The 25,517-nt window shown below is 65.8% G+C and carries 25 protein-coding genes; all 25 read right to left on the bottom strand.

Going from position 1 to position 25,517, the window contains the following annotated elements:
- Positions 1-117 precede the first annotated feature (117 nt).
- Positions 118-456 (bottom strand): AtpZ/AtpI family protein, encoded by a 339-nt coding sequence (locus AUL32_RS07965; protein ID WP_062113485.1) that lies wholly within the window; start codon positions 454-456, stop codon positions 118-120.
- Positions 457-583: 127 nt separating this feature from the next.
- Positions 584-1,723 carry a cell wall hydrolase gene (locus AUL32_RS07960; protein WP_062113482.1) on the bottom strand — a complete coding sequence of 380 codons (1,140 nt, stop codon included), beginning with the start codon at positions 1,721-1,723 and terminating at the stop codon, positions 584-586.
- A 152-nt stretch (positions 1,724-1,875) separates the two neighbouring features.
- A complete protein-coding gene (gene der, locus AUL32_RS07955; protein WP_062113479.1) occupies positions 1,876-3,285 on the bottom strand; it encodes a ribosome biogenesis GTPase Der in 1,410 nt (469 codons plus the stop codon).
- A 25-nt stretch (positions 3,286-3,310) separates the two neighbouring features.
- Positions 3,311-4,180 carry a tetratricopeptide repeat protein gene (locus AUL32_RS07950; protein ID WP_062113476.1) on the bottom strand — a complete coding sequence of 290 codons (870 nt, stop codon included), beginning with the start codon at positions 4,178-4,180 and terminating at the stop codon, positions 3,311-3,313.
- A gap of 248 nt (positions 4,181-4,428) precedes the next feature.
- The gene (locus tag AUL32_RS07945; RefSeq protein ID WP_062113473.1) at positions 4,429-4,689 is read right to left on the bottom strand and encodes a hypothetical protein; all 261 of its coding nucleotides are present in this window, start codon (positions 4,687-4,689) and stop codon (positions 4,429-4,431) included.
- 100 nt (positions 4,690-4,789) lie between these two features.
- A complete protein-coding gene (locus tag AUL32_RS07940) occupies positions 4,790-6,922 on the bottom strand; it encodes a DUF1217 domain-containing protein (protein WP_062113470.1) in 2,133 nt (710 codons plus the stop codon).
- A gap of 207 nt (positions 6,923-7,129) precedes the next feature.
- Positions 7,130-7,645 (bottom strand): hypothetical protein, encoded by a 516-nt coding sequence (locus AUL32_RS07935; RefSeq protein ID WP_061976802.1) that lies wholly within the window; start codon positions 7,643-7,645, stop codon positions 7,130-7,132.
- Positions 7,642-7,995, bottom strand: a complete 354-nt coding sequence (locus tag AUL32_RS07930; protein ID WP_062113467.1) for a hypothetical protein — start codon at positions 7,993-7,995, stop codon at positions 7,642-7,644. The genes AUL32_RS07935 and AUL32_RS07930 overlap by 4 nt, the downstream gene beginning before the upstream one ends.
- A 72-nt stretch (positions 7,996-8,067) precedes the next feature.
- Positions 8,068-8,496 carry a rod-binding protein gene (locus AUL32_RS07925; protein ID WP_062113464.1) on the bottom strand — a complete coding sequence of 143 codons (429 nt, stop codon included), beginning with the start codon at positions 8,494-8,496 and terminating at the stop codon, positions 8,068-8,070.
- Positions 8,497-8,564: 68 nt separating this feature from the next.
- Positions 8,565-8,969: a hypothetical protein gene (locus AUL32_RS07920; protein ID WP_062113461.1), complete on the bottom strand. Its 405-nt coding sequence runs from the start codon at positions 8,967-8,969 to the stop codon at positions 8,565-8,567.
- A complete protein-coding gene (locus AUL32_RS07915) occupies positions 8,966-9,721 on the bottom strand; it encodes a flagellar biosynthetic protein FliR (RefSeq protein ID WP_061976806.1) in 756 nt (251 codons plus the stop codon). The genes AUL32_RS07920 and AUL32_RS07915 overlap by 4 nt, the downstream gene beginning before the upstream one ends.
- The gene (flhA, locus tag AUL32_RS07910) at positions 9,718-11,808 is read right to left on the bottom strand and encodes a flagellar biosynthesis protein FlhA (protein WP_061976807.1); all 2,091 of its coding nucleotides are present in this window, start codon (positions 11,806-11,808) and stop codon (positions 9,718-9,720) included. The genes AUL32_RS07915 and flhA overlap by 4 nt, the downstream gene beginning before the upstream one ends.
- Positions 11,809-12,028: 220 nt before the next feature.
- Entirely contained in the window at positions 12,029-12,295 is a 267-nt protein-coding gene (gene fliQ / locus AUL32_RS07905) for a flagellar biosynthesis protein FliQ (protein WP_062113458.1), read from the bottom strand.
- A 2-nt stretch (positions 12,296-12,297) separates the two neighbouring features.
- Positions 12,298-12,711 (bottom strand): flagellar hook assembly protein FlgD, encoded by a 414-nt coding sequence (gene flgD / locus AUL32_RS07900; protein WP_187301335.1) that lies wholly within the window; start codon positions 12,709-12,711, stop codon positions 12,298-12,300.
- Entirely contained in the window at positions 12,711-13,115 is a 405-nt protein-coding gene (locus AUL32_RS07895; protein ID WP_244493248.1) for a flagellar biosynthesis repressor FlbT, read from the bottom strand. Before AUL32_RS07895 ends, flgD begins: the two co-directional genes overlap by 1 nt.
- Positions 13,116-13,176: 61 nt before the next feature.
- A complete protein-coding gene (flaF, locus tag AUL32_RS07890; protein ID WP_061976811.1) occupies positions 13,177-13,527 on the bottom strand; it encodes a flagellar biosynthesis regulator FlaF in 351 nt (116 codons plus the stop codon).
- A 92-nt stretch (positions 13,528-13,619) separates the two neighbouring features.
- The gene (locus AUL32_RS07885; RefSeq protein ID WP_062113455.1) at positions 13,620-14,681 is read right to left on the bottom strand and encodes a flagellar hook-associated family protein; all 1,062 of its coding nucleotides are present in this window, start codon (positions 14,679-14,681) and stop codon (positions 13,620-13,622) included.
- A 17-nt stretch (positions 14,682-14,698) separates the two neighbouring features.
- Positions 14,699-16,168 carry a flagellar hook-associated protein FlgK gene (flgK, locus tag AUL32_RS07880; protein ID WP_062113452.1) on the bottom strand — a complete coding sequence of 490 codons (1,470 nt, stop codon included), beginning with the start codon at positions 16,166-16,168 and terminating at the stop codon, positions 14,699-14,701.
- 97 nt (positions 16,169-16,265) lie between these two features.
- Positions 16,266-17,696 (bottom strand): flagellar hook protein FlgE, encoded by a 1,431-nt coding sequence (locus AUL32_RS07875; RefSeq protein ID WP_062113450.1) that lies wholly within the window; start codon positions 17,694-17,696, stop codon positions 16,266-16,268.
- Between the two features lie 215 nt (positions 17,697-17,911).
- On the bottom strand, positions 17,912-18,583 hold the full coding sequence (locus AUL32_RS07870; RefSeq protein WP_061976815.1) for a response regulator transcription factor: 672 nt from the start codon (positions 18,581-18,583) through the stop codon (positions 17,912-17,914).
- 232 nt (positions 18,584-18,815) lie between these two features.
- Positions 18,816-20,321: a flagellar hook-length control protein FliK gene (locus AUL32_RS07865; protein WP_062113448.1), complete on the bottom strand. Its 1,506-nt coding sequence runs from the start codon at positions 20,319-20,321 to the stop codon at positions 18,816-18,818.
- 5 nt (positions 20,322-20,326) lie between these two features.
- Entirely contained in the window at positions 20,327-21,583 is a 1,257-nt protein-coding gene (locus AUL32_RS07860; protein WP_062113445.1) for a hypothetical protein, read from the bottom strand.
- The gene (locus AUL32_RS07855) at positions 21,580-22,725 is read right to left on the bottom strand and encodes a flagellar motor protein MotB (protein ID WP_062113443.1); all 1,146 of its coding nucleotides are present in this window, start codon (positions 22,723-22,725) and stop codon (positions 21,580-21,582) included. Before AUL32_RS07855 ends, AUL32_RS07860 begins: the two co-directional genes overlap by 4 nt.
- Entirely contained in the window at positions 22,722-23,552 is an 831-nt protein-coding gene (locus tag AUL32_RS07850; protein ID WP_062113440.1) for a hypothetical protein, read from the bottom strand. The genes AUL32_RS07855 and AUL32_RS07850 overlap by 4 nt, the downstream gene beginning before the upstream one ends.
- Positions 23,553-23,555: 3 nt before the next feature.
- Complete coding sequence (gene fliF / locus AUL32_RS07845; protein ID WP_192847442.1) at positions 23,556-25,259, bottom strand: flagellar basal-body MS-ring/collar protein FliF; 1,704 nt, start codon at positions 25,257-25,259, stop codon at positions 23,556-23,558.
- Positions 25,260-25,517: the final 258 nt, after the last annotated feature.

The raw sequence follows: 25,517 nt of genomic DNA, 5'->3' as shown, positions 1-25,517 counted from the left end.
ACGTCTGGTCCTCTTGATGCGGAGCCCTCGGAGAGCGAGACTGCCATAGCGTCCCGAACCGCGCTTCGCAACTCCCTGACGTCGAAATGCACCTTTGCTTTCCGAACGATCGCTCCGCTAGCGACGTTCGGTCGGGTCCTTCTCGCCGCTGGCGGACCGCACCACGTTGAGAACGCCGGCGGCGAAGCCCAGCATGAGGAAGACGATGAGACCGAAGGGAGACACCCCGAATAGACGGTCGATCCCGTAACCGATGGCCCCGCCGACCATGATGCCCGCGATGAATTCGCTGGCGATCTTGAGGCCCTGGGCCATGCCCTGCATGCTGCCCTGGCCACCCTCCGGCACCACCGGCTCGGCCGTCGCGGCTTTCAGCCGGTCGATCCGCTCCTTCAATTTGCGGCGATCCGCCTCCAGATCCGCTTCGCTTCGAGGCTCAGGCTCGCTCATCGTCATTCGTCCATCCGGCCGATCTGTCCGCCCGCCGCATGGCGAAACAAAGGCGGTTCAAGTTTGCGTGTTCGCCGCCGAAAGCGTCACTCGCGCGAACATACACCGCAGCGTCCAAAACCGAGAGGGCCGGCTAACGCCAGCCCCCGCCGAAGGTCCGGTAGAAGATGTGAAGGCCGATCTTGTCGACCTTTTCCATGGTCTTGGCCCAGCGCGGGTGGACATAGGTCGCGTGGTAATGGGTCGCCGAGCCGACTTCGGGAATCCAGATCTCGCCATTGGTCGCCTGCCGGGCGATTCGCTCGGCCAGGGCATAGGCCGGGCGATTCCAGATGACGTCCTTGATGCCGTCGCAGGCGAAGGAGAACTGGCAGCGGCCGAACCAGTCCTGGTTCTGGTAGACGACGCCACAGATCGTTTTGGGATAGGCGGGATTGCGCACCCGGTTGAGGACGACCTGTGCGACCGCCCCCTGGCCCTGTTCCGTTTCCCCGCGCGCCTCGAAATAGATCGCCTTGGCGAGGCAGGTCTGCTGCTCCTCGGTATAGGAGGAGGCCGGGAGGGGCGTCGCGACCCAGGAATGGTCGTTTTCGCCCTTGGGCGGAATGAAGCCTCGCGAGGGCCCGAGAACCGCGTCGAACAGGTTCGACACGCCGGGCCGCGGGGTGCCGGCATAGGCCGCGACGCTTGAGCCGGCGACGTCGTTGGATGACGGGGTGGGCGCCAAAGCGGCAATGGCCCGCAACGCGTCCGGCTTGGGCGCGGCGATTTGTCCCTTCGGGCTTTCGGGCGCAAGCGGCGGCGCGAAACTTTCCGCGACCAGCACGGCGCCGCCCGAGCTATCGGGTGCGGCGAAGGCCGCGCGCAGATTCTCGTCGCCCAGCGCGATCCCGGCTTGGAGGAGGCCGGCGGGATCGACGAGTCGCCCGGCCGCGAACTTGGCCTGCACGGTGGCAAGCGGCGTCGGAGCGACGCGCCCTCCCCTCTTGGCGGGAATCCGCGCCACGGGGTCCTTGATGTAGAGGGGTCCGGCGAGCGCGCTCGAATCCAGATCGTCGCCGTCCTCGGCGAAGGCCGAGAGATCGGCCATCTCGGGCGGAAGGCTTGCCTGGAGTTCCGCCTGCGTTGGTACCGGCGGCATGGCAATCGCGGCAGGGAAAAGGGGCAGCACCGCGAGGGCGAGCGGCAGCGAGGCGAGAAGACGGGCGCGCGCGCGGGCACCATTTCGGCGCGGGGCGCTGCCCTGAAGTCTCGATCGAGCGTGAACGGCCATCGTCGGCTTCCCGGAGTGTCCTTGGAAAGCCGAACATCTCTTATTAACCTTAGCGGACGGTTAATGCCCGCCGGCATGGCGTTGCCGGGTCGGAGCCGAGCGGCGTCCAGGCGCGCGGGACCCTCGCCCCACGCGCCGAACCGAAGCGGCCTTTAGAATTTGCGCGCCTTGTGCGCGAAGGGGTTCTCCGACTTGCGCATGGTGATGCGGATCGGGATGCCGGTGAGGCCGAACTGATCGCGCAGGCCATTGATGAGATAGCGCATATAGGCCGTGCCCACGGCCTCGGGCCGGGACGTGGACAGGATGAAGGTCGGCGGGCGCGTCTTCACCTGCGTGATGTACTTGATGTTCACGCGGCGGCCCGCCACGGCCGGAGGCGGGTGATGCGACACCATCCGCTCCAGCCATTGGTTGAGCTTGGCGGTCGAGACGCGCTTGTTCCAGATCTCGTGCGTTTCGGTAACCGCCTTCATCAGGCGATCCAGCCCGTCGCCGGTCTCGCCCGAGACCGTGACGGCCTTCACGCCGCGCATCTGCGGCAGGAGGCGATCGGTCTTCTCGCGCAGGTCCGCCAGCACGGCCTGCCGATCCTCCACGAGATCCCACTTGTTGAAGGCCAGGACCGGCGCGCGGCCTTCGCGCGAGATCAGATCGGCGATCGACAGGTCCTGCTTCTCGAACGGCACGGTGACGTCGAGGACGATGATCACGACTTCGGCATAGCGCATGGCGCGCAGCGCGTCGGCGACCGACAGCTTTTCCAGCTTCTCCTCGACGCGCGCACGGCGGCGCAGGCCGGCCGTGTCGAACATCTTGATGCGCCGGCCGCGCCATTCCCATTCCACGGAAATCGAATCGCGCGTGATGCCGGCTTCCGGGCCGGTCAGCAGCCGGTCGTCGCCGAGAAAGCGGTTCACCAGAGTGGACTTGCCCGCATTGGGCCGGCCGACGATGGCGATGTTGAGCGGCTTGGTGGCGTCGTAGCTGTTGATGGGCTCGCCGTCGGCGTCGAACTCCACCGTGCTCTCGATGTCCGCCTCGTCCTCCTGCCAGCCCCGGAAGGCCTCCCGTCCCAGCTTTTCGACGATGGCGTCGCGCAGGTCCGCCATGCCCTCGCCATGCTCGGCCGAGATGGCGACGGGCTGACCGAGGCCGAGCGAATAGGAATCGTAGAATCCGGCGTCCGAGCCCCGCGCTTCCGACTTGTTGGCCACCAGCACGACCGGCTTGTTGCGCTTTCGCAGAAGCTCGCCGAAGACCTCGTCCTGCGGGGTCATGCCGCTTTTGGAGTCCACCACGAAGAGCGAAAGATCGGCATCGTCGATGGCGCGCTCGGTCTGGGCGCGCATGCGCCCTTGAAGCGAATCGGCTGTGGCCTCTTCGAGGCCGGCCGTATCGATGACGCGAAACTCCAGATCCTGGAGCGTCGCTTCGCCCTCGCGCCGGTCGCGCGTGACCCCGGGACGGTCGTCCACCAGCGCGAGCTTGCGGCCGACCAAGCGGTTGAAGAGCGTGGACTTGCCGACATTCGGCCGTCCGATGATGGCGATCGTCACCATGGCTGGGTCTCGCTCCTTCGGAAAATCAAGCCGGGGGCTGGTTGGCGGCAGGCGTGGCCGGGGCCGGCTCCGTCGCAGGCGCGGCCGGTGTCGGCGCGGCGGCGGGCTCGGGCGTCGCGGAGGTCGGCACGGGTGCAGGCGCAGCGGGTTCGGGCGCGGCGGGCGTTTCGCTCACCTCAGCCGCATCCGGAGCAGCCGTGGCGGCGGGAGTCGCAGCGGCGGGCGCGGTGCCGCCCTTCGGGCCATGCTCGGCCTCGATGAGTTCCACCATCAGGCCGGCGCGGCGCTTGATGCCGGCGGGCGTGCCGAAATCTTCCTGAAGCTGCGTGAAGAAGCCCCGCGCCGACTCGTAGTCGCCGGCCTTCCAGGCCGCGAGGCCGATGGCCTCGCGCGCGCCGTAGCGCAGCGGCTCGCCGTCGGTCGCCAGCCGCTCGGCGCGGGCGCGCACGTCGGCGAGCGAGCCGTTGTCGACCAGCACATAGGCCGCACGCAGGGCCGCCATGTCGCGCAGGTCCTGCGCCACACCCGCATCCCCGGCGATCGCGTCGAAGCCGGCGATTGCCTTGGCGGGTTCGGTGGCGAGGTCGAGCTGGGCCAGGCGCATGCGCGCCAGCGCGGGATAGCTCGCGACGCCGCTTTGCGACAGGGTTTCCAGGATCGCCCGGCCTTCCTGCGTCTTCCCGTCTTCCAAAAGCGAGGTGGCGGCGAGCAGGCGGTCACCATCGGCCGCCTGAAGACCCTGCTGGTGATGCTGCCAGAGCACGTATCCGCCGACGGCAAGCACGATCAGAACCGCGAGAGCGAGAGCGATCCGCCCGTAGCGAATCCACAAGGCGCGGACCCGCTCCTGGCGAAGCTCCTCGTTCACCTCGCGGATGAAGATGTCGTTGCTCATAGGCGGCTGAACCCTGCGAAAGATCGGGATGCAAAGCGGATAAGGCGAGCCGATGCTCGGCCTTGTCCCGGCTTTCTAACGATTTTTCGACGAAGCGAAAGGCGGGGATCGCCAATCGCACCGCGCGGGCTCCGAATCCAAGCCGCGTCCCTCCCCTCTTTCGGGAAAGCCCGGACATGATTTCGCCCAGCTCGCAGGAAGCCGGGCGATCTCGTCATGACGATTTCCGAGCGATCGGAGCGGGCCTGTCAGCCTTTGCCGAAACGGTCCACGACGTCGCGCTGCGCTTCGCTTGCCGCGCGCGCACGGGCGATCTCGTCCTCGCCGCTGCCGCCCCCGGGACGTGCCCCGCCGTCCGACAGGTTTTCGGCGAGCCCCGATGGCGCGTCAGGCGCCGGCGCGCCGCCGACGCGCGAGACCTTTGGCTCGCCGCCACGGTCGTCGCCGAGAACGCTGACATCGGCGTCGAGACGCGTGTCCTTCAGTCGGTTCGGTTCGTTGTCGCTCATGGCGAAGCTCCCTTGCTCTTCCGAACAGGACGCTTGGCCATCCCGACTTGTTCCCCAGATCAGGGATTCGGTGGCCCGGCTAGAGGTCGCAGGGTTGGCCTTAGAGGAAGTTTAGAATGTTCGTGCCACCGTTGGACGAGCCGCCGAAGAGCTGCAGCACCGGATTGGACGACCCGTCGCTACTGGTGGCGTCATACATGCCGGCAAAGCGGGCGACGAACTTGTCCAGCTTCTTGGGGTCGTCGAAATCATCGACATTCAGCTTCTTCTTGATAAGCGAAGCCTGCTGATCGACATCCATGTTCACCATGCCCTCGGGCAGGTTCAGCGCCGTGCGCACCACCTGATAGAGCGCCTTGTCCGCCAGGACACCATAGACGCTGGTCAGCCCCGGCGCCTTGCGCAGGAAGTAGAGCGCAAGACGCGTTCCCTCGCTCGTGTCCCCAGCCTTCTCTTCCATCTTCTGCAGGACGTAGAGATTGTCGGTCGCCAGCTTGTCGCCGCTCGACTGAGCGCCAGAGGCGGCTTCGCGCACGCTGCCGTCGGTCTCGAAGTTGAAGGCCGCGGCGAACTTGGCGATGGCCTTGTCGGTCTGCGTGTTGGCGTAGCTTTTGGGGTCCCCAAGATCGCTGGTGAGGATCTTCTTCAGGTCGGCGGTGGAAAGGTCTTTGTTCTTCACGCCATAGGCAGTGAGCGCAAACTGCACCGCCTTCTGGTCCTTCACGAAATCGTCGATCGTGACGGCCGACCCGATCGAGGCAAGATAGGTCTTGGTGTCGGCGGTGATTTCGGCCTTCTTGGCCGCGCTGATGGGCGTGGCGAATGTCGCGGCATAGAGCGTGCCGGTCTTGGTCTGGCCGGAGACGGACTGGACGAGGCGCTCGGCCCGCAGCTTGCCGTTGGCGTCGAAGTTGAAGGCGGCGGCGAGCTGGGTGTAGCGGTCGTCTTTCAGCTTGGCGACATAGCTGTTGGGATCGCTCGGATCGCTGGTCAGGACGGCACGGATCTTGGTGAGGCTCGCGGTCGCGGGATCAATGCCGAACGCCTTAAGGGCGTAGTTCAGGGTGCGGCGCTTGCCATCTTCCGACGTCGACATGAGATCGGTGACGGATTTGATATCCGTGAGCTTGGCCTTGAACTCGGTCGTGTCGAAGTTCACCGACTTGTTGAAGGCGGTCTGGTAGTTGTTGCCGTAGCCGGTCTCGATCTGCTGAAGGCCGGCTGTCGTCGGGCTCAGGGCGCCGCCACTCTGAGCATTCAGCGCGTCGTGCAGGGTCTGGAACCGCGCCTGCTCGACGCTGGAAACCGAGCTTGGAATCGTGGACGGGTCCGTGATGTAGCTTGCCGCCGCGCTGGCGGCATAGGTGATGTCCGACCCCATCGCGGTCATGGCGATCTTCAGCAGGCGATCGTCGCTCGTGAAGGCGGACACGGTCTGGGTCGAGTTGCTGCTGGAAAAAAAGGCGTGGAGATAGTCGATGTCGGCTTGCTTGGCCTGCGGGCTCGTCGCGTTTCCGGTCACGCCATTGTAGGTATAAACAGTGTTCGACGCCATTTTGACTGTCTGCGGAATCCAGGTCCGCTGCGCGCCGCTCGTCGCCGGGTCGGCCGAGAACTGCGTGCGCAGCGTCGCCCAGGCTGAATCCCCGTTCGCGACATCGCCTTTCAGAACGGAGGCGGCATAGTCCGAAGAGATCGAACTCGGATCGGCGAAGCCGGAGGCGCGCAGCGCCACGTCGAGCAGACCGCGATCGGCGACGAAATCATCGACCGAAGTGATGGAGCCGATGTTATCGGAGTAGTAGCCCGTCGCCTTGGCCGCTGCCGGCGCGGACTTGTCCACGCGCTCGGCATAGGCTTCCACCAGACGCTCGGTCTGCGAGGTGGACTGGGCGGTCGTCGCCGTGCCGGCGCCGAAGCTGAAGGCGGCGGCGAAGTCGCGGTAGCGCTGGTCGGACAGCTTGTTGGCAAAGCTCGTGGAATCCGTCAGGTCACTCTGCAGCACCTTGCGGATCATACCCTTGGCGGAGATCTGGTCCTCCAGTCCATAGGCCTTCAAGGCATAGGAATAGAGCTTGTAGTCGCCCATGAACTGGTCGACCGTCGTGACCTTGCCGATATGCTCGTCGTAATAGGCCTTGTCGCGCTTGACGTCGGTCTGGCTCGACAGGCGCTCCAGCGTCTGGGCCATGTTGTTCGTGTAGAGCCGATAGTTCAGAAGGGTCGAGATCACCACCGGTCTCCATACGAACGGGCGTCGGCCGTGATGGACCGGACGCGCCATGAGGGAACCCTAGCAAAACAGGGTTTATGCAACGTAAAGTCCGGCTGGAGCCGATGGGGTGAGCCCGATTCCGACAGGCAAGCTCCAGGTCCTCGGTTTGGCCGCATCATCCAGTGGAGAAGCGTGTCCGCTCTGCCGCCGGATAATGTTCCAGGCTCAGGACTTGTGGTCCTGCTTGGCCTTTTCGATCTGCCCCTTGGCGAGGTCGCCGCCGGTGTCGCCGGGCATCTGGCTCTTGGGCAGGAAGTCGAACTGGTCCACCATCACGTCCTCCACGACCTTCTGGCCGTAGCGCTTGTTCACGGTTTCCTTGATGGAGGAGAGAAGCGAGGCGAGGTCGTAGCGCTCCGGGTTCTTGAAGTCGAAGCCCGAGACCGAATAGACCGCGCGAAAGGCCTCGTCGAGAATGATCGGGTCCGGCGGCACGGCCAGTGTCGCGGCGAGCTTGCCGTCGATCGTGTAGACGAAGCGCGCCAGGACATAGCCCTGGATCGCGTTGTCCGAGATCAACGGCACGGCGATGCTGTTGGTCTTCTTGTAGTCGAGCCCTTCGAAATAGGTCGGCTGCTTGGGCGCGTCGGCCGTGCCTCCGCCGCTCAGCGTCGCCATGGCGTAGCCGGCGCCCAGAGTGACGAACATCACCCAGACGCCGATCCCGAGAAGCTTGATCATTTGGCGGTCCAGGCTCCCGACACGCTGTTGCTGTAGGTGCCGTCCGACTCGGCTGCTGCCATCGCGCGGGTGATGACCTCGGCGACCTCGGCTGTGGCCTCGATATGGATCTGCAGAAGGCGGCTGTTGTCGCCGAGGCGTTCGCGCAGGACGCCGAGCTTGGCGCGCATCTCCTCGCTGAGGGCGGCCGGCTCGATGCCGCGTGAGATGCGCGTGAGTTCGAGCAGGCTCTGGTTCTTGCGATTGCTGATGTCGCCAAGGCCCGTGCTATCGCCCGAACGCAGCGCCAGGCTCTCCCCCGCGAGAACGGATTCCAACCGGTTGATGGCTTGAGACAGAACCGCTTCCACTTGACCTTATCCCTTGGTGATGCGGCCATGCCGCGTGTTCGCTTCGCCGCCCGGAGCCGGGCGGCATTTCTCTCAAGGCTTGGCGGCCGCGGCCGCGCCGGTTTCGCGCTTTTCCAGCATGTCGGCGATGCCGATGCCTCCCGAGGCGGCCATCTCGTCGCCGATGCGCTCGGCCAGCATGGACTTCCAGATCTGACCGGCCGTGCCCGTGCCGAAGAAGCTCGTGTTCTGCTGCGGCAACATGCTCTCCACGAAGGAGCGCAGAACGAAGCTTTCGAACCGCTGCAGGGGCTCCAGCTGGCCGCTATGTGAGGTCTGGTGGTGAAACCGGGCCACCTCGTCCCGCGCCGCCTCGGCGGCGCCGGCCGCTTGCTTTGCCGAAACGAGATCGGCGAAGTCGGCAGCGCCGGCCGACGACGCGGCGGCGGACGCCGGAGCGGCAGCGGAGCCGCGTTCGATCGCGGAGGCCGAGACGGTGGATGCGAGGGCGGACAGGATCATGGGTCCCCGGTCTTCAAATGCGAGGCGCGAATGCGAGCCGTCGGTTAACCCGTCTTAAGCCGCGCCACTTATTCCAGGCTTGCGGCACGCGCGACGAGATAGTCGTCGAGGGTCGAAAGAAGCTCGGCCGTGTCTTCGGCCATGCGATCCTCCACCAGCGCCGCCTCCGCCGCGCGCTGGACGCGCTTCTCGGCAAGGTTCGCCGCCTGGACCTCGCTTTTCGCCTCGGCCTGGCGCTCGATGACGCCTGAGAGCGCCACGTCGTTGCGCCTGAGGGCCGAGACCTTGGCGTCCAGAAAAAGGCCTTGCATCAGGGACTGGGCGCCGAGAGTGTCGAGAAGTTCGTCGCGCGTGTCCTCCAGCCGCTTTTCCTCGCGCACGAGCTCGGCCAGCGCCCATTCGGCGAGCTGGCGCTTGCGCTCCTGCACGGCGAGGACGCGGGCGAGACGGTCGGAACGCTTGCCCCCGCTCATCCGAACAGCACCCATTGGCGATAGGCGCCCGCGAAGATCGACAGGAAGTTGCCGACGCAGAACCAGAGAAGCAGGAGCCCGCCGGCCAGAACGAAGGGCATGGAGATGAAGTAGATCGGGATCTGCGGCGTCATCTTGTTGGCGAGGCCGATCGCGAAATTGACCACCACGGCATAGACCACGAAGGGGCTCGCGATGCGAAGGCACAGCATGAAGGTCTGTCCGAGATTGTCGACCAGCGCGTCCAGCCCCGAGCGGATGGAGAAGCCGAGTTCCACCGGCATGGCCCGGTAGGAGGCGACCAGCGCGTTGACGATCTCGGCATGGAGATTGAGCGAGAAGATCATGACGGTCGCCGTCAGCGTCACCAGCGAGACCAGCGCCGGGTCGGCCTCGTGCCCTTCCAGCGGCACGCCGAAGGACTGGCCCATGCCGATCGCGTTGGCGACGATCGCGCCGGAGAACTGCAGCGCCAACATGAAGACGCGGCCGAGAAGGCCGATCAGGAGGCCGTTCAGGATCTCCCCCGCCGTCATGTAGATGCGCATGTCGTCGCTGGCGTTCTGAACCAGCGGCATCACCTGCGGCAGCAGGCGGGGCGAGACGGCCAGCGCCACCGCGATCGCCACGAAGAGCCGGATGTGGCTCGGCACCCGGGCGCTGGAATAGCCCGGCAGCATCATCAGGCAGGAGCCGATGCGGCAGAAGATGAGGAAGACCGCGATCACCAGGGCCTGGGCGTCGGCGCTCACGAGATCGTTCCGAGAGCCTTGATGTCGACGCCGCGCGCGATCTCCAGATGCGAGAGCACCGGCAGGTTGACGAAGATGCGCTCGATCATCATCCGCACATAAGGGCGCGCGTCCGGCGAGGCGACGAGCACGAAGTTCTCGCCCTGGTCGGTCTTCTCGCGGATGACCTTGGTGGCCTCGCCGGCGAACTGCTCGACCAGGCGCGGGTCGATGTCGAACTCGATGACGTCGCCCTTCGCGTCGCGCTTGAGCGCCTGATGGAAGGCGAGATCCCAGCGGTTGCCGAGGCGCAGGACGCCCAGCTGCCCGTTGTGCAGGAGATCGCCGCAGATCTGCTGCGCCATGCGGGTGCGCACATGTTCCACGATACGCTCGGAGCGGCGCACATGCGGCGCGATCTCGGCGATGGCTTCCAGGATCAGCGTCAGGTTGCGCACCGAGACGCGCTCGGCGAGCAGCAGCTTCAGCACGGCCTGAAGACCGGAATAGCTCATATGGGCCGGCACGATCTCGTCGATCAGCCGCTTGTATTCCGGCTCCAGCCGGTCGAGCAGCGAGCGCATGTCCTTGTAGGACAGGAGATGGGCGAGGTTGTTGCGGATCACCTCGGAGAGATGCGTCAGGATGATCGAAAGCGTGTCCACCGGCTCGAACCCGGCCCGGCGGGCGGCGGAGGCGAACGTGTCGGAGATCCAGGCGGCGCGCAGGCCGAAGGCGGGTTCCTTGGTCAGATCGTGCGGGATATCGGGCGCGGGCGCGTCGCCGAGCACGATCAAGAGATCGCCGAGGCGGATCGGCTGGCTGGCCACCGTCGTGCCATGGACCTTGATCGAATAGGAACGCGGGTCGACCGACAGATCGTCCGACAACTTGATCTCGGGAATGACGAAACCGTAGCGCGAGGCGAATCTACGGCGCATCTTGGCGACGCGATTGGCCAGTTCCTCGCGCGAGAAGTTGAGATGGGCGGCGACCTGCTTGCCGAGAACCAGCTCCACCTCGATGATGCGCAGCGATTCCTTGACGGACTGGCGCTCGGCTTCGATCGCCTTGTCCTCGACCGCCTTCTTCTCCGCCTCTTCCTTCTGCACGACCTCGGCGCGGCGACGCGGAATGGTGTAGGCGAGCGCGGCGAGCCCGAAGGCGGTGAGCGCGAAGGGCAGGAACGGCAGGCCCGGCAGAAGCGCCAGGACGCCGAGCAGCGCGGCAGCCACCATCAGCGCCCGGGGATAGTGCCCGAGCTGCGTCATGATGGCCTTTTCGGCCGCGCCCCTCGTTCCGCCCTTCGACACGAGAAGGCCGGCGGCGAGCGAGACGATCAGCGCCGGGATCTGCGTGACGAGACCATCGCCGACCGAGAGCTTGACGAAGACGTCGGCGGCGTGGCCGGCATCCATGCCGTGGCGCGTCACGCCGATGATGATGCCGCCGAAAATGTTGACGGCGGTGATGATGAGGCCGGCGATCGCGTCGCCACGCACGAATTTCGAGGCGCCGTCCATGGAGCCGAAGAAGGAGCTTTCCTCTTCCAGCTCGCGGCGGCGGGTCTGGGCCTGCTTCTCGTCGATGAGGCCGGCCGAAAGATCGGCGTCGATCGCCATCTGCTTGCCGGGAATGGCGTCGAGCGTGAAGCGCGCCCCGACTTCGGCGATACGCGTCGCGCCCTTGGTGATGACGAGGAAGTTGACCGTGATCAGGATGATGAAGACCACGATGCCGATCACGAAGTCGCCGCCCATGACGAACTGCGAGAAGCCGCCGATGACGTAGCCGGCGGCGTTGTGGCCCTGGTCGCCATGGCTGAGAATGACGCGCGTCGTCGCGATGTTGAGCGACAGGCGAAGCATGGTGGCCAGAAGCAGGACGGTCGGAAAGGCCGAGAAGTCCAGCGGCTTCTCGATCCAGAGCGAGACCATCAGGATCAGGATCGACAGCGCGATGGAGATCACCAGACCCGCGTCGATCAGGAAGGCCGGAATGGGCACGAAGAGCACCGCCAGCATCGCGACGATACCGACGGCAAAGCCGATGTCGCGGCGAGAACTCGCAGGCAGGCTGGGCGCGATCTTGAGCGTATCGACCGACATTCGGCTCGTTCCCCGGAAGCGATGGGCCGGGCAAGGGAGCCCGGTTCGGCGGCGCGCGCACGACCGTCGGTCGCGGCGCAATCCTTAACGCTTTATTTCAAAGGGGACTGGTGCCGGGCTGGCGCGCGCTCGAGCGGCATCAGCCCAGCCCAAACGAAAAACGCCCGCCGGACAAGCCGGGCGGGCGCATGGGATAGGAGCGTCGGTCGCGAACCGGCGGCTAGAAGCCGTGCTGGATGCGGGAGTAGCTTTCCTCGGTGAAGGCGTAGACCTGCGCGCCGGTGAAACCGGCGGTGAGCGCGATGATGACGAAGATCGCCAGGATTTTCGGCACGAAGGTGAGCGTCACTTCCTGGATCTGCGTCAGCGCCTGGAACAGGGCGATCAGGACGCCCACCAACATGGCGCCGGCGACAGCCGGGCCGCAGGCGAGCACGACGGTCCAGATCGCGTGCTGGACGATATCGATGGCATCGGCCTCGTTCATCGCTATTCGACCTTCACGCCGTTGCCGAGCGTCAGCTCCTTGCCGGAGGTGAGCGTGGCGATCGTGCCGTCGCTCGTCACCTGGATCGACTTCACCACGCCGCTGATCGAGGCATCGCCATTGGTGACGGTGCGGCCGATCAAGAGATTGGCGCTGGTGAGCGCGGTGAGCGTCGTCATCGATTCCAGCTTCTGGTTGAGCTTGATCGACTGTTCCACGTTGGAGAACGAGGCGAGCTGGCTCATCTGCTGGGTCGGATCGGTCGGGCTCAACGGGTCCTGGTTCTTCATCTGCGTGACGAGAAGCTGCAGGAAGGCGTTGTAGTCGAGACCCGTCTTCAACTCGGACGACTTCGCGGCGGAAGCCGTCGTGTCCACTGCGGAGGTTGAGGAGGTAACGCCGGAAACGGACATGATCAACGGGCTCCCACGGCGACCGGCGCGCGGTCGGTCACGGTGATGGTGGACAGGTTGGCCGGGGCTTCCGTCTCGGCGGCGGAGAGAATGGCGTCCTCGAGCGGGATCAGCGCGCGCACGCGCTTCAGGGCGTCGAACACGCGCTCGCGCTCGATCAGCTCCGCCGCGTCCTGCAGGCCGGAGCGGATGGCGGGCGAGGAGAAGGCGGCCATGAGCGCGGGGAAACTGCGCTCGAAGAGCTTGCGCGTCTCGGCCGCCGCGGCCGGGTCGATCAGCATGAGCTGGACGACGAAGTAGAGCTGGCGGATCGGAGTCGTTGCGTCCTCGGCCTGCATGACATGGCTTTCCAGAAGGAAGGTCACGTCGTTCAGGAACTCCAGATGCGTCTTGCGATCGACGCGCATGACGGCGCCGTTGACGAAGATGCGCTCGCCGGCGCGAAGGGTGATGCGAAGCGTCGACACGTTACTCTCCCAGGCCGTCGCGGATCATGGTGGTCACCTCGATCATGGTCGAGAAGCTTTCGCGCTGGCCGAGCCGGATGGCCTCGGCCTCGCGCATGACCCAGAGCCCGATCGAGATCAGGCTGGCGCGCAGCTCCTCGGGGAGCGCGTTGCCGGGGGTGGCGAGGTCTTCCACCAGGATCGACCAGAGATTGCGCGTCAGGTAGATCGCCTCGATCGCCTCGCGCGAGCGGGGGCCGGCCGCATCGGCGCGCTTGAGCGCGTCGACCATGCGGTCCAGCGCCTCGCGCTCCCTCTCGCGAGCCGTCGCCGAACTGTCCTGCGTGACCTCGGCATAGGAGAATTGATACATTCCCATTCCTCAAAGCGGCGGGCTGTCATGCCCTTTTGTTCGGGGTATCGCGCGGCCGGAACCGCGCTCAGAGAGGGTGGCCGGGACCCAAATCAGAGATAGTTGAGGATGCTGAGGTTCTGGAGCTTGCCGGTGACGGCGAAGGTCGCGTCGAGCTGCGTCTTCAACTGGTTGATCAGAAGGCCGGCTTCGGTCTGGTCGACATTCTCGAGGCGTCCATAGGCGGCCACCACAACATCCTGCTGCTTGGTCAGGAGATCGTTGGCGGCCGCGACGCGATTCTGTCGCACGCCAATATCGGCCTGGAGCTTTACGATGCCATCGCGACCTTGCGTCAACTTGCTCTGCGCGGCGGTCGTCAGCGCCTGGCGGGCGTCCGAGCCCATCTGGTCGATGCCGAGCGCCCCGATCATGGCATAGGCCGCGACAGTGTTCTTGAACGGAGCGGAGCTTGCGCTGATCGAGGTTTCGATCGTTTCCGACTTGGAGATCTGCGCCGTCGACACATCGCCGCCCGTGTTGGCGATCGTCGCCCATTCGGCATCGAAATCGGTCGAGAACTTGTAGGTCGTGGACACGCCGCCGACCGTCTGCGTCAGGCCGGCATCGCTGAAATAGGCCTTAACGTCGTCCGACTTGGCCAGAGACACATCCGAAATGCCCAGCGCCGTCAGGAACTTGGTCTTCAGGTTGCCGTTCAGCGTGGTAATCGCGGTCGTGTCGCTTAGGACCGGCTGCACCTCGCTTCGGGTTCCCGAGAAGAGATACTGGCCGCCGCTGCTCAGATTGGCCGAGCCCAGCACCGACTGGAGACCCTGCGTCGCGGTCTGGATGAGCGAACCCACACCCGTTCCCGTCGCCGTGCCGTTGATGAGCGCCTTGGAGTAGTCGTCGCCGTTGTTGCGGATCGACGTAAGCGCGTTGTCCATCAGCGTGAAACGGCTGGCGACGAGCTTGTTGGTGTCCACCATGTTCTGGAGCGAGGATTCCTGCGCCCGGTAGGTGATCGTGTTGCCCGTGACATAGCCGAGCGTCCGGCCGACATCGGCGTGTCGGCCGGTGTTGAATTCCGTCTGCGCGTCCGCGAGCTGCGTCTGAACGCGCTGGATCGTGGTGCGGGAAAAGTTACTGAGGGTGAGGCTGGAAATGCTCATCGGACGTCAGTCTTTCCTCAGATGGCTTGGAGCAGGGCGGCCATCATCTGGTCCACCGTTGTGATGATCTTGGACGAGGCTTGGAAGGAACGCTGCAGATCGAGAAGGCGGGTGAGCTCGGTGTTGAGATCGATGCCCGTCTCGTTGGAAAGCGTCGTCTTGGTCTTGTCGAGAAGCGTCTGCTGGTACTCGTTGGTCGAAAGAACCGAAGCGCGCGTTCCCTGCAGCCAGCTCATGGAGGACGCGGCGAAGTTCACGAGCTTGCCAGTGGGGTCAGCGCCGGCCGCGCTATAGCCGCGTGTGCTGCCGAGATTGCTGATGAGCGTGGCGATGCGCGCCGTGAAACCGGTGGCGGACGTGTCCGTATTGGTCTTGAAGGTTGCCCCGTTGATGCCCCCGTCGCGGATCAGGGTCGGGTCGCCGAGAGCGGAAGTGGCGATCTGGATGCGACCGGCCGCCCCCGCCAAAGTCGAACTGGCGCTGCGTGGCGACGCCGCCGTTCCCGCCCCTGTCCCGGTGACCGTAGCGCTCGCGTCCTGAAACAGGCCCTGCTTCGTCGTGGTGCCGTCGGTTTCAGAAAAGGCATCTATCAGATTGTTCGCGATCGCGTCGAGCTGCGTCTGGAATTGCGGAGCGATCTTGTCGCGAAGCTCCACGAGACCAGCGATCTTGCCGCTCGTGATCGGCATGAAGGCGTTGTCGCCCGTCACCACCGTTCCGTCGATGCGGAACGCGCCGCCCGACTGACCCGGCTTCAGCGACGGCGTCGGCGTGAAGTCGATGCTGCGCGCCGTGCGATCGAACATGGTCACGCCGCTGTCGGTGTAGATCACCACATCGTTGTCGCCGCGTGTCTGCACGTTGATGCCGACATATTCCGACAGTTTCTGGATCTGCTGATCGCGCTTGTCGATCTCGTCGGTCACATCGCGCTTCGCCGAGGTGCCCGCCGTGATCCGCTGATTCAGTTCCTGGATCTGCTTGAGGATCTGCGTCATGTCGCTGGCGGCCAGTTTCAGCTCGCCATCGGCATCCTGTCGAATGTCGTCCACCGAACTGCTGACGGCGTTGAGCGTCGAGACGACCTTCTGGGCCGCCGTCACGGCGGCCTTGCCCACTTCGTAATTGGCAGGCGAAGTGCGATAGGCCGTCAGCGCATCGGACAAGGCCGAAACCAGGGCTGCGGGCGATCCGTTGGTGTCGGTGTCGCCGATGACTTCATTCAGGCGGTCGAGCCCCCCCGCCACGACGCCGGACTTGGCGACATCGGACGTGCCGTTCAGGACGTTACGGAAGAGCGCCGTGTCGCCGGACTGAGCGACCGAGCGGACCTCGAGTCGACCATCGGCGCCGGTGACGACATTGGCATATTTGCGCGTCGCGCCGGCGACATTGGCGTTCGCAATGTTGCGCGACACGAGCGCGGTCTGCGTCTGGGCAGCCTGAAGCGACGACGTCGCCGTGTTGATGGCAGACGAAAGGGTCATGGGGAACACGTCCGCGAAAGAGGATCCGTCGGTGGCCGGCCGCAGGTTTGCGGCCGCGCCCTGATCTGGGCGGGGCGCCGAAGGCGCCCCCGGCCGCTTAGCGCTTCAGATTGACCAGCACGTCCATGATTTCCGAACCAGTCTGGAAGACCTTGGAATTGGCCGTGTAGGAGCGCTGCGATTCGATCATAGTGGTGAGCTCGCTCGCCATGTCGACGGTGGAGTTTTCGAGCGCGCCCGACTGGAGCGTGCCTAATCCGCCGCTGCCGCCAAAGCCCATCAGGATCGAGCCTGATTCAACGCCGGCGGAATAGGCGTTGCCGGAAACCGGCGTCAGGTTGTCAGGCGCGGCCACCATGGCGAGCGGCACCTTGAAGAGATCGCGCGACGTGCCCGAGGTGAAGGTCGCCGTGACCGTGCCATCCTTGCCGACCGACACCTTGTCCACGACCTCGGCCGGGTTGCCGTTCACGGTTGCGGCGAGCGGCAGGTAGTCCTTCGAGTACTGCGTGAAGTCGCTGATGTTCAGGGCGACCTGCGAGCCGTTGAGAGCGGTCACCGCATTGGCGTTGGTGGAGCGCAGGTCGATGTTCAGAAAGCCGTTACGTGCGGTGGTGTCCACCGTCGTCGCCGCGCCCGTGCCCGGTGTGATCTTGGAAAGCTTGCCTGAAGTAGCGTCGAATTCCAGCACGGCCGTATAGAGCGGCCCCTTCGCATTCGCGGCGCCACCGGCATAGGGGAAAGGCGACGTGGTGGACGCACCGGTCCCTGTGGCGGGGGAGGCATCAGCGTGGTTGAAGACCGCCACTTCCCATTTGTTGTTGTCGGTCTTGGTGTAATAAACGTCGAGCGTGATCGCCTTGCCCGTATTGTCGTAGGTCACGACCGAGCTCGACGACGTGAACTTGACGACCGTGTTCGAAGCCGCCGTGGTGGTCGTGGTGACCTCACCGGGCGTCGTGTCGGCGGCGGCGACGGCGACTGCTTCCTTGTTCAAGTTCGCCGTCAGGTCACCCTTGGTGGTCGGCGTCGCGCTCAGCAGCGAGGCGCGAAGGTTGACCGGCTGGAGCCCAGCATAGCCGTTCAGCGTGTAGGCCGTGCCGCTGGTAGTAACGGGATAGCCCATCAGCGTGTAGCCAGCCGCGTTGACCAGCGAGCCGTCGGCCTGCTGCGTGAAGGAGCCGGCGCGCGTGAGGTAGTTGCCGCTGGCGCCACCCTTGGTGCTGCCGTCGTTCACCACGAGGAAGCCGTTGCCCGAAATGGCGAGATCCACCTTCTTGGAGTTGGTGGAGTTCGCCGTGTAGGAAATGCCGCCCTGCTCGCTGATCAGCGTGCGAACATTGGCTTCGACGGCACCGGAATTATACTGACCTACACCGCTCGGCAGGATCTGGGATGCAAATTCCGTCGTGGTCTGCTTGTAGCCGTTGGTGTTGGAGTTTGCGATGTTCTCCGACACGGCGCTGAGCCGCGTGGCCTGCGCGTTCATGCCCGAAACGCTCGTGCGCATTAGTCCGCCGATGCTCATACCTGCTCCTTGCTGCCGAAACGGGGGGATTGGCGTGAAGCTAGCGGCTAGGGCTTGCGTCAAACTGCATTACGAGATGTAAAGTATAATTGGAAATTAACGTTTTATTAGTAATCAAAAATAAACCCGGCGCAAGAGCCGGGCTTAATATTTGATTTATTGTTTTATCTGACAGGAAGATTTGAGCTACATGGTGCTTGGGAAAGCGTTTGACCTCAGACGCCGATGCCGTAGCCGAGGTAGCGCTTGGAGGAGACCGGATCGTAGCCGAGGCGCATCTTGAGCTTCTTGCGCAGCTTGGAGATGTGGCTTTCGATGACGTTCTCTTCGACGTTCTCGTCGAAAATACCGTAGATGGCGCTGAAGAGCTGCTGCTTGGAAACGCGGCGGCCCTTGTTGGCAACCAGATATTCCAGGATGCGGCGCTCGCGGCGCGGCAGGACCAGCGCTTCGCCGCCGACTTCCGCGTCGCGGCCATCGGTGAAGACGCAGATTTCGTCCACCGAGGTGCGGTTGCGGTCAACCGCCACGTCGCGGCGACGGATGGCGCCGACGCGCGCCAGGATTTCCTTGACGTGAACCGGCTTGGCCACCACGTCATCGATGCCAGCGGCGAAGAGATCGAGGGTGGAGTTCAGCGCCTTGGTCTCGGCGAGGGCGATCATCGGGGCGGTGGAGCGGCTGCGAACCAGGCGGGTGAAGGTGCCACGCTCGGGGAAGTCACCGAGAAGGAAAGCCTCGACCGCCGAGATGTCGGTCTCCGAGGCGGATTCGACCCAATCACGGAACTCGTCCACTCCGAAGCCGGCCGAGGAGACGCCTTCCTGCGAGAAAAGCGACTTGTAGCCGTTGGTGACGAGTTCGCGGTTATCAACAACTACAATCATCTGGCCCCACCGAGTGTCTTGCGTTTCGTTAGGGAAAAGTTATCCGCCGGGGCCGAATCGGACTATCCCCAAAAATCACTATAGGGTTAACGGTTCCCAAAGGCGTTGCATAAAAGTCGCCTTGTTTTCAGGACGTTAACCATTTTGGCCGCGTTCCATCCATTTTGCTGCCATGCAAAAAGGCGGAAAGGGTTCCCCTTCCCGCCTTTTCGATTTTTCCTGCGTCGTGAGGTCAGAGATAGGTGGATGACCGGCGGCGCGACGGTGCTTCCTCGCGCTGGGCGCGGGAGCCTGCCTGCTCCTGGGGCCTGCGATCCCCACGATCGCCCTCGCGGGCTGAAGACTCGTCCCTTGCGGCCTGCCCGGACGGCGAGCCCGACCCGGAATTGTCGCCCCCACTTGTAGAGGCGGAGCTGTCGGAGGCACGGATGCCGTTCGGCTGCATGTCCTTGGCGACGACAGTGATCGACGCATCGTCCACCGAGAAGCCGGCGCGCTCCAGAAGCTGGCGCAGTGCGCCGCGATCTTCCGAGAGGAGCACCGCCGTGTCGGCGCGGCTGGCCGCGAGTTCCACGGTCAGACGCCCTTCGGACAAGCGCATGGAAACGTCGAGCGTGCCGAGATGCTCGGGCTTGAGCTGGATCGTCAGGGTCTTCAGCGCGGCGCCGCCAGCGCGCATGCGAAGATGCTCCTGGCTGTCCTGGGAGGCGTTGGCGGCCGGGCGCGGAGCCGGCTCGCCGAGAACTTCGAGCATCCGGTCCGCGATCTGCGTGGCCAGCCCAAGGCCCCCCGCCCCGCCCACGCCGAGCGCGCTCGCGCCATCGATGCTTGCCGCCTTGGCGGAGCCGGTCGCATCGGCCGCGCGGGCCGAAGCATCCGTTGCCGCCGATCGATCGGCGTCGCCGCGCCGATCGCCCCGGCGCTCGTCCGACCCAGACCTTGCCCCGTCGCGACCCGACAAGCGCGCCAGGGCTTCGTCGAAGCGAACGGGCAGCGCGGCTTCGTCTCCCGCAGCCTTGTCGGCAGCGGCGGCATCGCCCGCCGATTTTGCCGACGCGGCGGTCACGCGCTCGCCTGCCGCCGCAAGCTTGGCGGCCTTCTTGTCGGCAAGCCCGGCCAGAACGGCGGCCGTGTCGCCCGCCTTGCCGGCAGCCGCAAGATCCTCGCCCTCCCCGGCTTTGGCCTTCGCCTCGCGTTCGGCGTCGGATCGCACCAGAACCATTCCATCCTGATGTGGCTCGAAATGGGTTTCCATCTTCAGAACGTCGAGCCGAACGGCTTTGCCGCCCGACAGCGCGTCGGCCGCCGTGGGCTGCCCGTCCTTGGTCTCGTTCTCAGGAACGAGCGTCCGCACGAGCGCCTTTTCGTCGGATTGGGTCGACTTATCCGCCGCACCCGCGACGGCGGTCTGCGTCAGGATACCGAGAAGCGTGTGAAGCGGACGCGGGTCGCTGCTTTCGGCCGGATCGGCCTCGTTACCATCGTCCTGCCCGTCCGACGGCTTCGCCTTGGCGGGTGTGGTCGATCCGTCGTCAGTCGCGGTTGCGGATCTGGCCGATGAGGGCGCGTCGGGCTTCGACGTGTCGTCGGGCTTCGGCGCGTCCTTCTGGGCGGGTTTGGCGTCGCGGATCGCGGCGTCGAAAGCGCGCCCCTGGTCGCGATGGGAATCGTCGTCGCGCGGGGCCGTCTTGAAGGCCGGCTCGCGATCCAGAGGCGACGGAGTGAAATCGATCTTCATGAGCGTCAGGGCTTCAAAACTTGAGAGGATTGGGCAAGCGCGGCTTCGGCGCGAGCGAGAACGGCAGGCACGGCCTCGGCCGGGGCGGCGCTCTCAGCGTCCGCCGGCATCTCGGCCAGCGTCGCGTCGATGGAATCGAGAACGGAATAGGCCGCGTCGAGAAGCTTCACATCTTCGGGATGCAGTCTCGTGCGGTCGATCGCATCCAGCGTGCGCCGCGCGTCGGCGGTCTTGAGGGACCCCAGCGCGGACGCCGTCTCGTAGAGTTCGGCCCGGTCGCGGTCGGCGTCGCCAAGACCGGGGATCGCCAGTGCGGCGTCGGCGGCGGCTTGCGCGAAATGCAAATTGCCTTCCACCAGCGAACGACGCGACGCCGCGAGATACAGCGTCTGGCGGCGCGGGTCGGGCAGGCTCGCGATGATGTCCGACATGTCGGCCAGCGTCTCGTCGGCCTTCTCCGCGGCGCGGCTCGTCACCATGGCGGTGAAGCGGGCTTCGAAATTGCCGGCATAGGCGCTGTTGGCGAAACGGTCGAAATAGCGGCGAGCCAGTTGATCGGCGCGGCCATGGTCGCCCGAATCGTCCACCAAGGTCGCGCCAAGCCGCAGCGATGCCTCCTCGATCAGCGTTCCCGGCGCGAGAAGCCGCGCCCGGTCGAGATGGGGAATCGCCACTTCGGGGTGGTCGACCTGGTTGATCTGGCCGAGCACCAGACTGAGCTGCGCGGCGAGAACCGGCTCCATGCCTTCGAGCTCGACGCCGCTGAGGCGCTTGCGCGCCTTTTCCAGATCGTTGCTGACATAGGCCAGCGTTCCTTCAAGAAGCGGCGTCTGCGCCTCGTCCAGAAGCTTTTCGCGCATCAGGCGCTGGAGCACTTCGGGCGTGCCGCCGCTCAGCGCGAACAGCACTGCCGCGCGGAAATTTCGCGGGTCCTGCCACACGGCGGGGTCGGCTTCCAGAAAAGTCCGGCCGAAGCGGCGCAGGATGAGCGCCTGGACCCGGATCGCCCGGTCGTTGCCGCGCGCCACCTGATCCTGCAGGAACTGCACCGATCGCATGACGTCGAAGGGCATCGGCGTGCGGGTCTTGGCCCAGGCCGCCCCCGCCTCCTCGCCCTCCGCGCCGGGCACTGACGCCGCCGGCTCGGCGGCGACCTCATGGCCGCTCGAAGCGGCTGTCGCGTCATGTCCGCTCTCCTCGGCCCGGAGGGCTCCGGAACCGAGGATCAGGGCGCACAGGGCCACTCCGAGGACAGTCTTCACGCCGCTGGCTCTTTCAGAAGGATCTCGATGCGCCGGTTGCTGGCCGCTTCCGGGTCGGACTCATTGCTGGGTTTGCGGTCGGCAACGCCTTCGATCGCCTCGACGCGCTTGTCGTCGAGCCCGCCGCGCATCAGCATGTAGTAGGCCATGTGGGCGCGGTCGGTCGAAAGGCGCCAATTGTCGAGTTCGCCGCTCGAACGCGCATAGGGGCGCGCGTCCGTATGGCCGCGAATGACGATCGTGCCCGGCCGCGACTTCAGGATGCCGGCGATCTTCTCCATCAGGCGGATCGCATCGGCCGTGGGCCGGGCGGAGCCGATCTGGAACATGCCGGTGTCCAGCGTGTCGGCGAGCGAAATCGTCACCGTGCCCGAGCCTGGGTCTCCGGCCTTCACGGCGACGTCGGCGGCCGCGCCCGGCGCGCTGGCCTCGATCTCGCGTTCCAGCTTGGCGGCGTCGAGCTCCTGCGCGGTGCGCGGCGCGGCCGTGGGGGCCGGTGCCGGGGGAACGTTCGCCGTTGCCACCGTCTTGAACTCGTCGGCGGCCGGGGGCGGCAGGTTGTCGCTCAGCGGCTTGTCGGTGAGATCGGACGCGCTGGCCACGGTGTTGGGCTGGAGCTGCCAGGAGGTCGGGTCGAACGGGTCGCGATAGGCGTCGCCGCCGTTCAGGCCCGGTAGCCCGCTGCCATCGGGCTTGCCCTTGATCGTGCCGTTCTCGGTCGCCGGGCCGCCTTCGGCCACGATCTCGGCCAGCACCGCGTAAGGGTCGCGGAACAGGGCCTGGTCTTCGCCGCCCTCGGCCGTGCCGCCGACGGGCTTGCCGCCCGGCTGGCCAGGCTGCGAGTTCGGGCCCGTCGCGGTTTCCGGCGTGCCCTTGGGTGCGTTGTCGGTCTTGGTCAGCCCATCCGTCGGCGGAACGTCGCTGTTCAGCTCGATCGGGTTGAAATACTGGGCGATCTGCTTCTTCGTGGACTGGTCGGACACGGCCGTCAGCCACATCACCAGGAAGAAGGCCATCATGGCCGTCATGAAGTCGGCGAAGGCGATCTTCCAGGCGCCGCCGTGATGGCCGTCCTCGTGCCCGCCGCCGCGACGGACGATGATGATGCTCTGGTGCTCGTGGGCGGGATCGGATGCGCTCACGACAAAGCCTCTTCAACCGCCTTCAGCCAAGCCGCGAGGCGCGTTTCGATCACGGTCTGGTTGGCGTCGATGCGCACGTCCGTGTCGCTCTCGTTGGCGTCGAACGAGACGTGCCGCGCATGATCGCCCAGCTTGGTTTCCAAAGCCTGAAGAAGGTCGCTCGGGCCCGAGGCCGCGATCTTCACCGAGGCGCCGTCGAAGGCGATCGTCTTCACCGCGCCGGCCAGCTCGTCCACCGTCTGGCGCTTGCGCGCGTCGAGAACGAGGGGACGAAGCAGCCCGTTCAGCGTCGATTTCAGCGCGTCCTCGAACACGGCCATCTGCAGGATCACGAGATCGGCCAGCCGGTCGCCCTCGTTGTCCACCCAGTGGCGGCGCGTGTCGGAGAGCGTCGTCGCCTGCTCGGCGGCGAGCTGGCGGCGAAGCTCCTCGATGCGCTCGGCCGACACGCGCTCCAGATCCTGGCGCAGCGTTTCGGTTTCCTCGGCGGCGAGGCGCCGGGCTTCCTCGAGCGCCGCCTCGCGCTCCTCGATCAGGGCCTCGCGCTCGGCCGCCCAGGCCTGGCGCTCGGCTTCCAGCTCGCGCAGGGGAACGCGCGGCTCGGTGACCGGGCGCAGCGGCGCCTGCTGGCGGGCGGCCGGCGCGCCCATGGCGGGCGCCGCGAGAGCCCGGCCCGGTGTGGAGCCGCCGATGCGCGGCAGGGCGTTTTCCAAGGGGCGGGTGGCGGGCTTGGCGGGCGCGGCCTGGGCCGGGCGGCGCACCGGGGCGCGGAAGGGGACGAATTCGTCGTCGGACTGGTCGGCCAGGAGTTGAGCGAGAGGGATCATGGATTAGGCCGCTTCTTTCTCGTGGATCCACTGCTTCAGGATGGCCGCCGCTTGGGCTTCGTCGAACTCGACGAGCTTCTCCAGGCGGACCTTGGGCGAGTTGGCGCGGTTGCGTGTCAGTTCGTCGAGCAGGTCGTCGGAGTTGGACGGATCGCCGAAGCCGAGCGAATTGGCGAAGTCTTCCGAGAAGGTCATGGCGCCAGGAATTCCCGTGATTTCGGGGACATCGAGCGAGGGGTTCTGAAGTTCGATCGACCCGTCGGAGCCGATCTGGACATTGTCGTTGGAGGCGGCGCCCGGGCCGGCGATGGCGCGGATGGCGGGCTTCAGGCCGAACCAGATGACCAGCACCGCGACCACCAGGATGGTGAGGGCGTTGACCACCGTGCCGGACTGCTTGAGCAGCATCTCGGCGTAGCCGGGGGCCGGCACGGGCTCCAGATCCTGACCGTTGGAGACGAAGTCCACCGCCGTGACCTCGAGCTGGTCGCCGCGCGTCTCGGAAATGCCGGCGGCGGAGGCGACGAGCTTGCGCACTTCGGCGAGCTTGGCGTCGATCTGTTCGGGCGTGGCGTTCTCGCCTATCGTGGCGGCGAGGCGCGCCCGGTTCACCACCACGGCGACCGAGAGCTTCTTCACGTCGTAGCCGTCGGAAACGGTCTGCGTCGTGGTCTCGTTGATCTCGTAGTTGGTGAGTTCCTCGCGGCGCTCCTTGGCCTCGGAGGAATTGTTGCCCGCAGCATTGGCCTGGGGCTGCGCCTGCGGCACGTTCTGCGCGGCGGTTGCCGGGTTGCTGCCCGAGGTGTCGTTGGACTGGCCGGTTTCCTTGACCGTGCGGGTCGAGCGCTCGACGCGGCCCTCGGGGTCGAAGGTGCGGGCGCTGGTCTGCTTGCGGTCGGTGTCGAGCCGGGCGATGACGGAGGACTGGAAGTTGCCGACGCCGAGATAAGGCGCGAGCGTGCGGCGGATCGAGTCCTCGACCGAGGAGGAGACGATCGACTCCATGCCGAGCTGCTTGGTGGAGTTGGCGTTGGTGGAGTCGTCGCCCGAGGCCAGAAGTCGGCCGTCGGTGTTGAGCACCGTCACCTGGTCGACCTTCATGCCGGGAATGGCGGAAGCGACGAGGTGGCGGATGGCCTGCGCGTTGGCGAAGTCCTCGAAATTGTCGGTGCGGATCACGACGCTGGCGGACGGCGGCTGCTGCTCGCGGCGGAACGAGCCCTGCTCGGGCAGGACGATATGCACGCGGGCGGCGCGCACGTCCTTCAGCGTCTGGATGGTGCGGGCAAGCTCGCCTTCCAGCGCGCGGACCTTGGTCACCTCCTGCATGAAGGTGGTGAGGCCCATGGAGCCCATCGTGTCGAAGAGTTCGTAGCCGGCCTTGTCGGAGCGCGGCAGGCTCTTTTCGGCGAGCAGCATGCGCGCCGAGGCGGTCTGGGAGAAGTTGGTGGAGACCGTGTCGCCGGTGGCGTTCACGTCGAAGGGAATGCCGGCTTCCGTCAGCGCCGCGCCGATTCGCGCGACGTCCTGCCGATCGAGGCCGGAATAAAGGACCTCCATCGTGGGCTTGGACAGGGTCCAGGCCGCCAGGGTGACGAGGGCGATCGCCACGACGCCGACCATCGCCAGCGCGCCGAGCTTTCGGCCGCCGAGCGCCTGAAGGTTGGACAGGAGTTTCTGGGCCTCGGCCCGAGCGACCATCGCCATATACGTTCGCCTGCGGATGCGGGAAAGTGATGAGGCATCATTGGGCGACCAAGCTTGTGCGGGCGTGATGGTCTTAACGCCGCGGCAAGGTTTGAGGCAGCCGTGGCAAGCCTGCATCCCCTCCCCTGCCGTGGGCCGATCCGGCACCCCAAAACCGAAAACGCCCCCCGGACCACGAGGTCCGAGAGGCGCTTGGATTTTGGAGCGAACCGGCGGAGCGATCCGCCGGTTCGCGCTGCGTGGCTGGATCAGCCGCGG

Origin of the sequence: Aureimonas sp. AU40, assembly GCF_001463785.1 — a bacterium.
Classification (GTDB): Bacteria; Pseudomonadota; Alphaproteobacteria; order Rhizobiales; family Rhizobiaceae; genus Aureimonas.
The sequence above is the reverse complement of the archived record's forward strand: the minus strand, read 5'-3'. Positions and strand labels throughout refer to the sequence as shown.

Coding starts and splice junctions, on each gene's coding strand:
- fliF (WP_192847442.1), bottom strand. CDS start 25,259: ATGGCGATGGTCGCTCGGGCCGAGGCCCAGAAACTCCTGTCCAACCTT.
- der (WP_062113479.1), bottom strand. CDS start 3,285: ATGGTGACGATCGCCATCATCGGACGGCCGAATGTCGGCAAGTCCACG.
- flaF (WP_061976811.1), bottom strand. CDS start 13,527: ATGTATCAATTCTCCTATGCCGAGGTCACGCAGGACAGTTCGGCGACG.
- AUL32_RS07895 (WP_244493248.1), bottom strand. CDS start 13,115: ATGCGCGTCGATCGCAAGACGCATCTGGAGTTCCTGAACGACGTGACC.
- AUL32_RS07925 (WP_062113464.1), bottom strand. CDS start 8,496: ATGATCCTGTCCGCCCTCGCATCCACCGTCTCGGCCTCCGCGATCGAA.
- AUL32_RS07950 (WP_062113476.1), bottom strand. CDS start 4,180: ATGAGCAACGACATCTTCATCCGCGAGGTGAACGAGGAGCTTCGCCAG.
- flgK (WP_062113452.1), bottom strand. CDS start 16,168: ATGACCCTTTCGTCTGCCATCAACACGGCGACGTCGTCGCTTCAGGCT.
- AUL32_RS07875 (WP_062113450.1), bottom strand. CDS start 17,696: ATGAGCATCGGCGGACTAATGCGCACGAGCGTTTCGGGCATGAACGCG.
- AUL32_RS07885 (WP_062113455.1), bottom strand. CDS start 14,681: ATGAGCATTTCCAGCCTCACCCTCAGTAACTTTTCCCGCACCACGATC.
- AUL32_RS07865 (WP_062113448.1), bottom strand. CDS start 20,321: ATGAAGATCGATTTCACTCCGTCGCCTCTGGATCGCGAGCCGGCCTTC.
- AUL32_RS07935 (WP_061976802.1), bottom strand. CDS start 7,645: ATGATCAAGCTTCTCGGGATCGGCGTCTGGGTGATGTTCGTCACTCTG.
- AUL32_RS07920 (WP_062113461.1), bottom strand. CDS start 8,969: ATGAGCGGGGGCAAGCGTTCCGACCGTCTCGCCCGCGTCCTCGCCGTG.
- AUL32_RS07945 (WP_062113473.1), bottom strand. CDS start 4,689: ATGAGCGACAACGAACCGAACCGACTGAAGGACACGCGTCTCGACGCC.
- fliQ (WP_062113458.1), bottom strand. CDS start 12,295: ATGAACGAGGCCGATGCCATCGATATCGTCCAGCACGCGATCTGGACC.
- flhA (WP_061976807.1), bottom strand. CDS start 11,808: ATGTCGGTCGATACGCTCAAGATCGCGCCCAGCCTGCCTGCGAGTTCT.
- AUL32_RS07850 (WP_062113440.1), bottom strand. CDS start 23,552: ATGATCCCTCTCGCTCAACTCCTGGCCGACCAGTCCGACGACGAATTC.
- AUL32_RS07870 (WP_061976815.1), bottom strand. CDS start 18,583: ATGATTGTAGTTGTTGATAACCGCGAACTCGTCACCAACGGCTACAAG.
- AUL32_RS07960 (WP_062113482.1), bottom strand. CDS start 1,723: ATGGCCGTTCACGCTCGATCGAGACTTCAGGGCAGCGCCCCGCGCCGA.
- AUL32_RS07965 (WP_062113485.1), bottom strand. CDS start 456: ATGACGATGAGCGAGCCTGAGCCTCGAAGCGAAGCGGATCTGGAGGCG.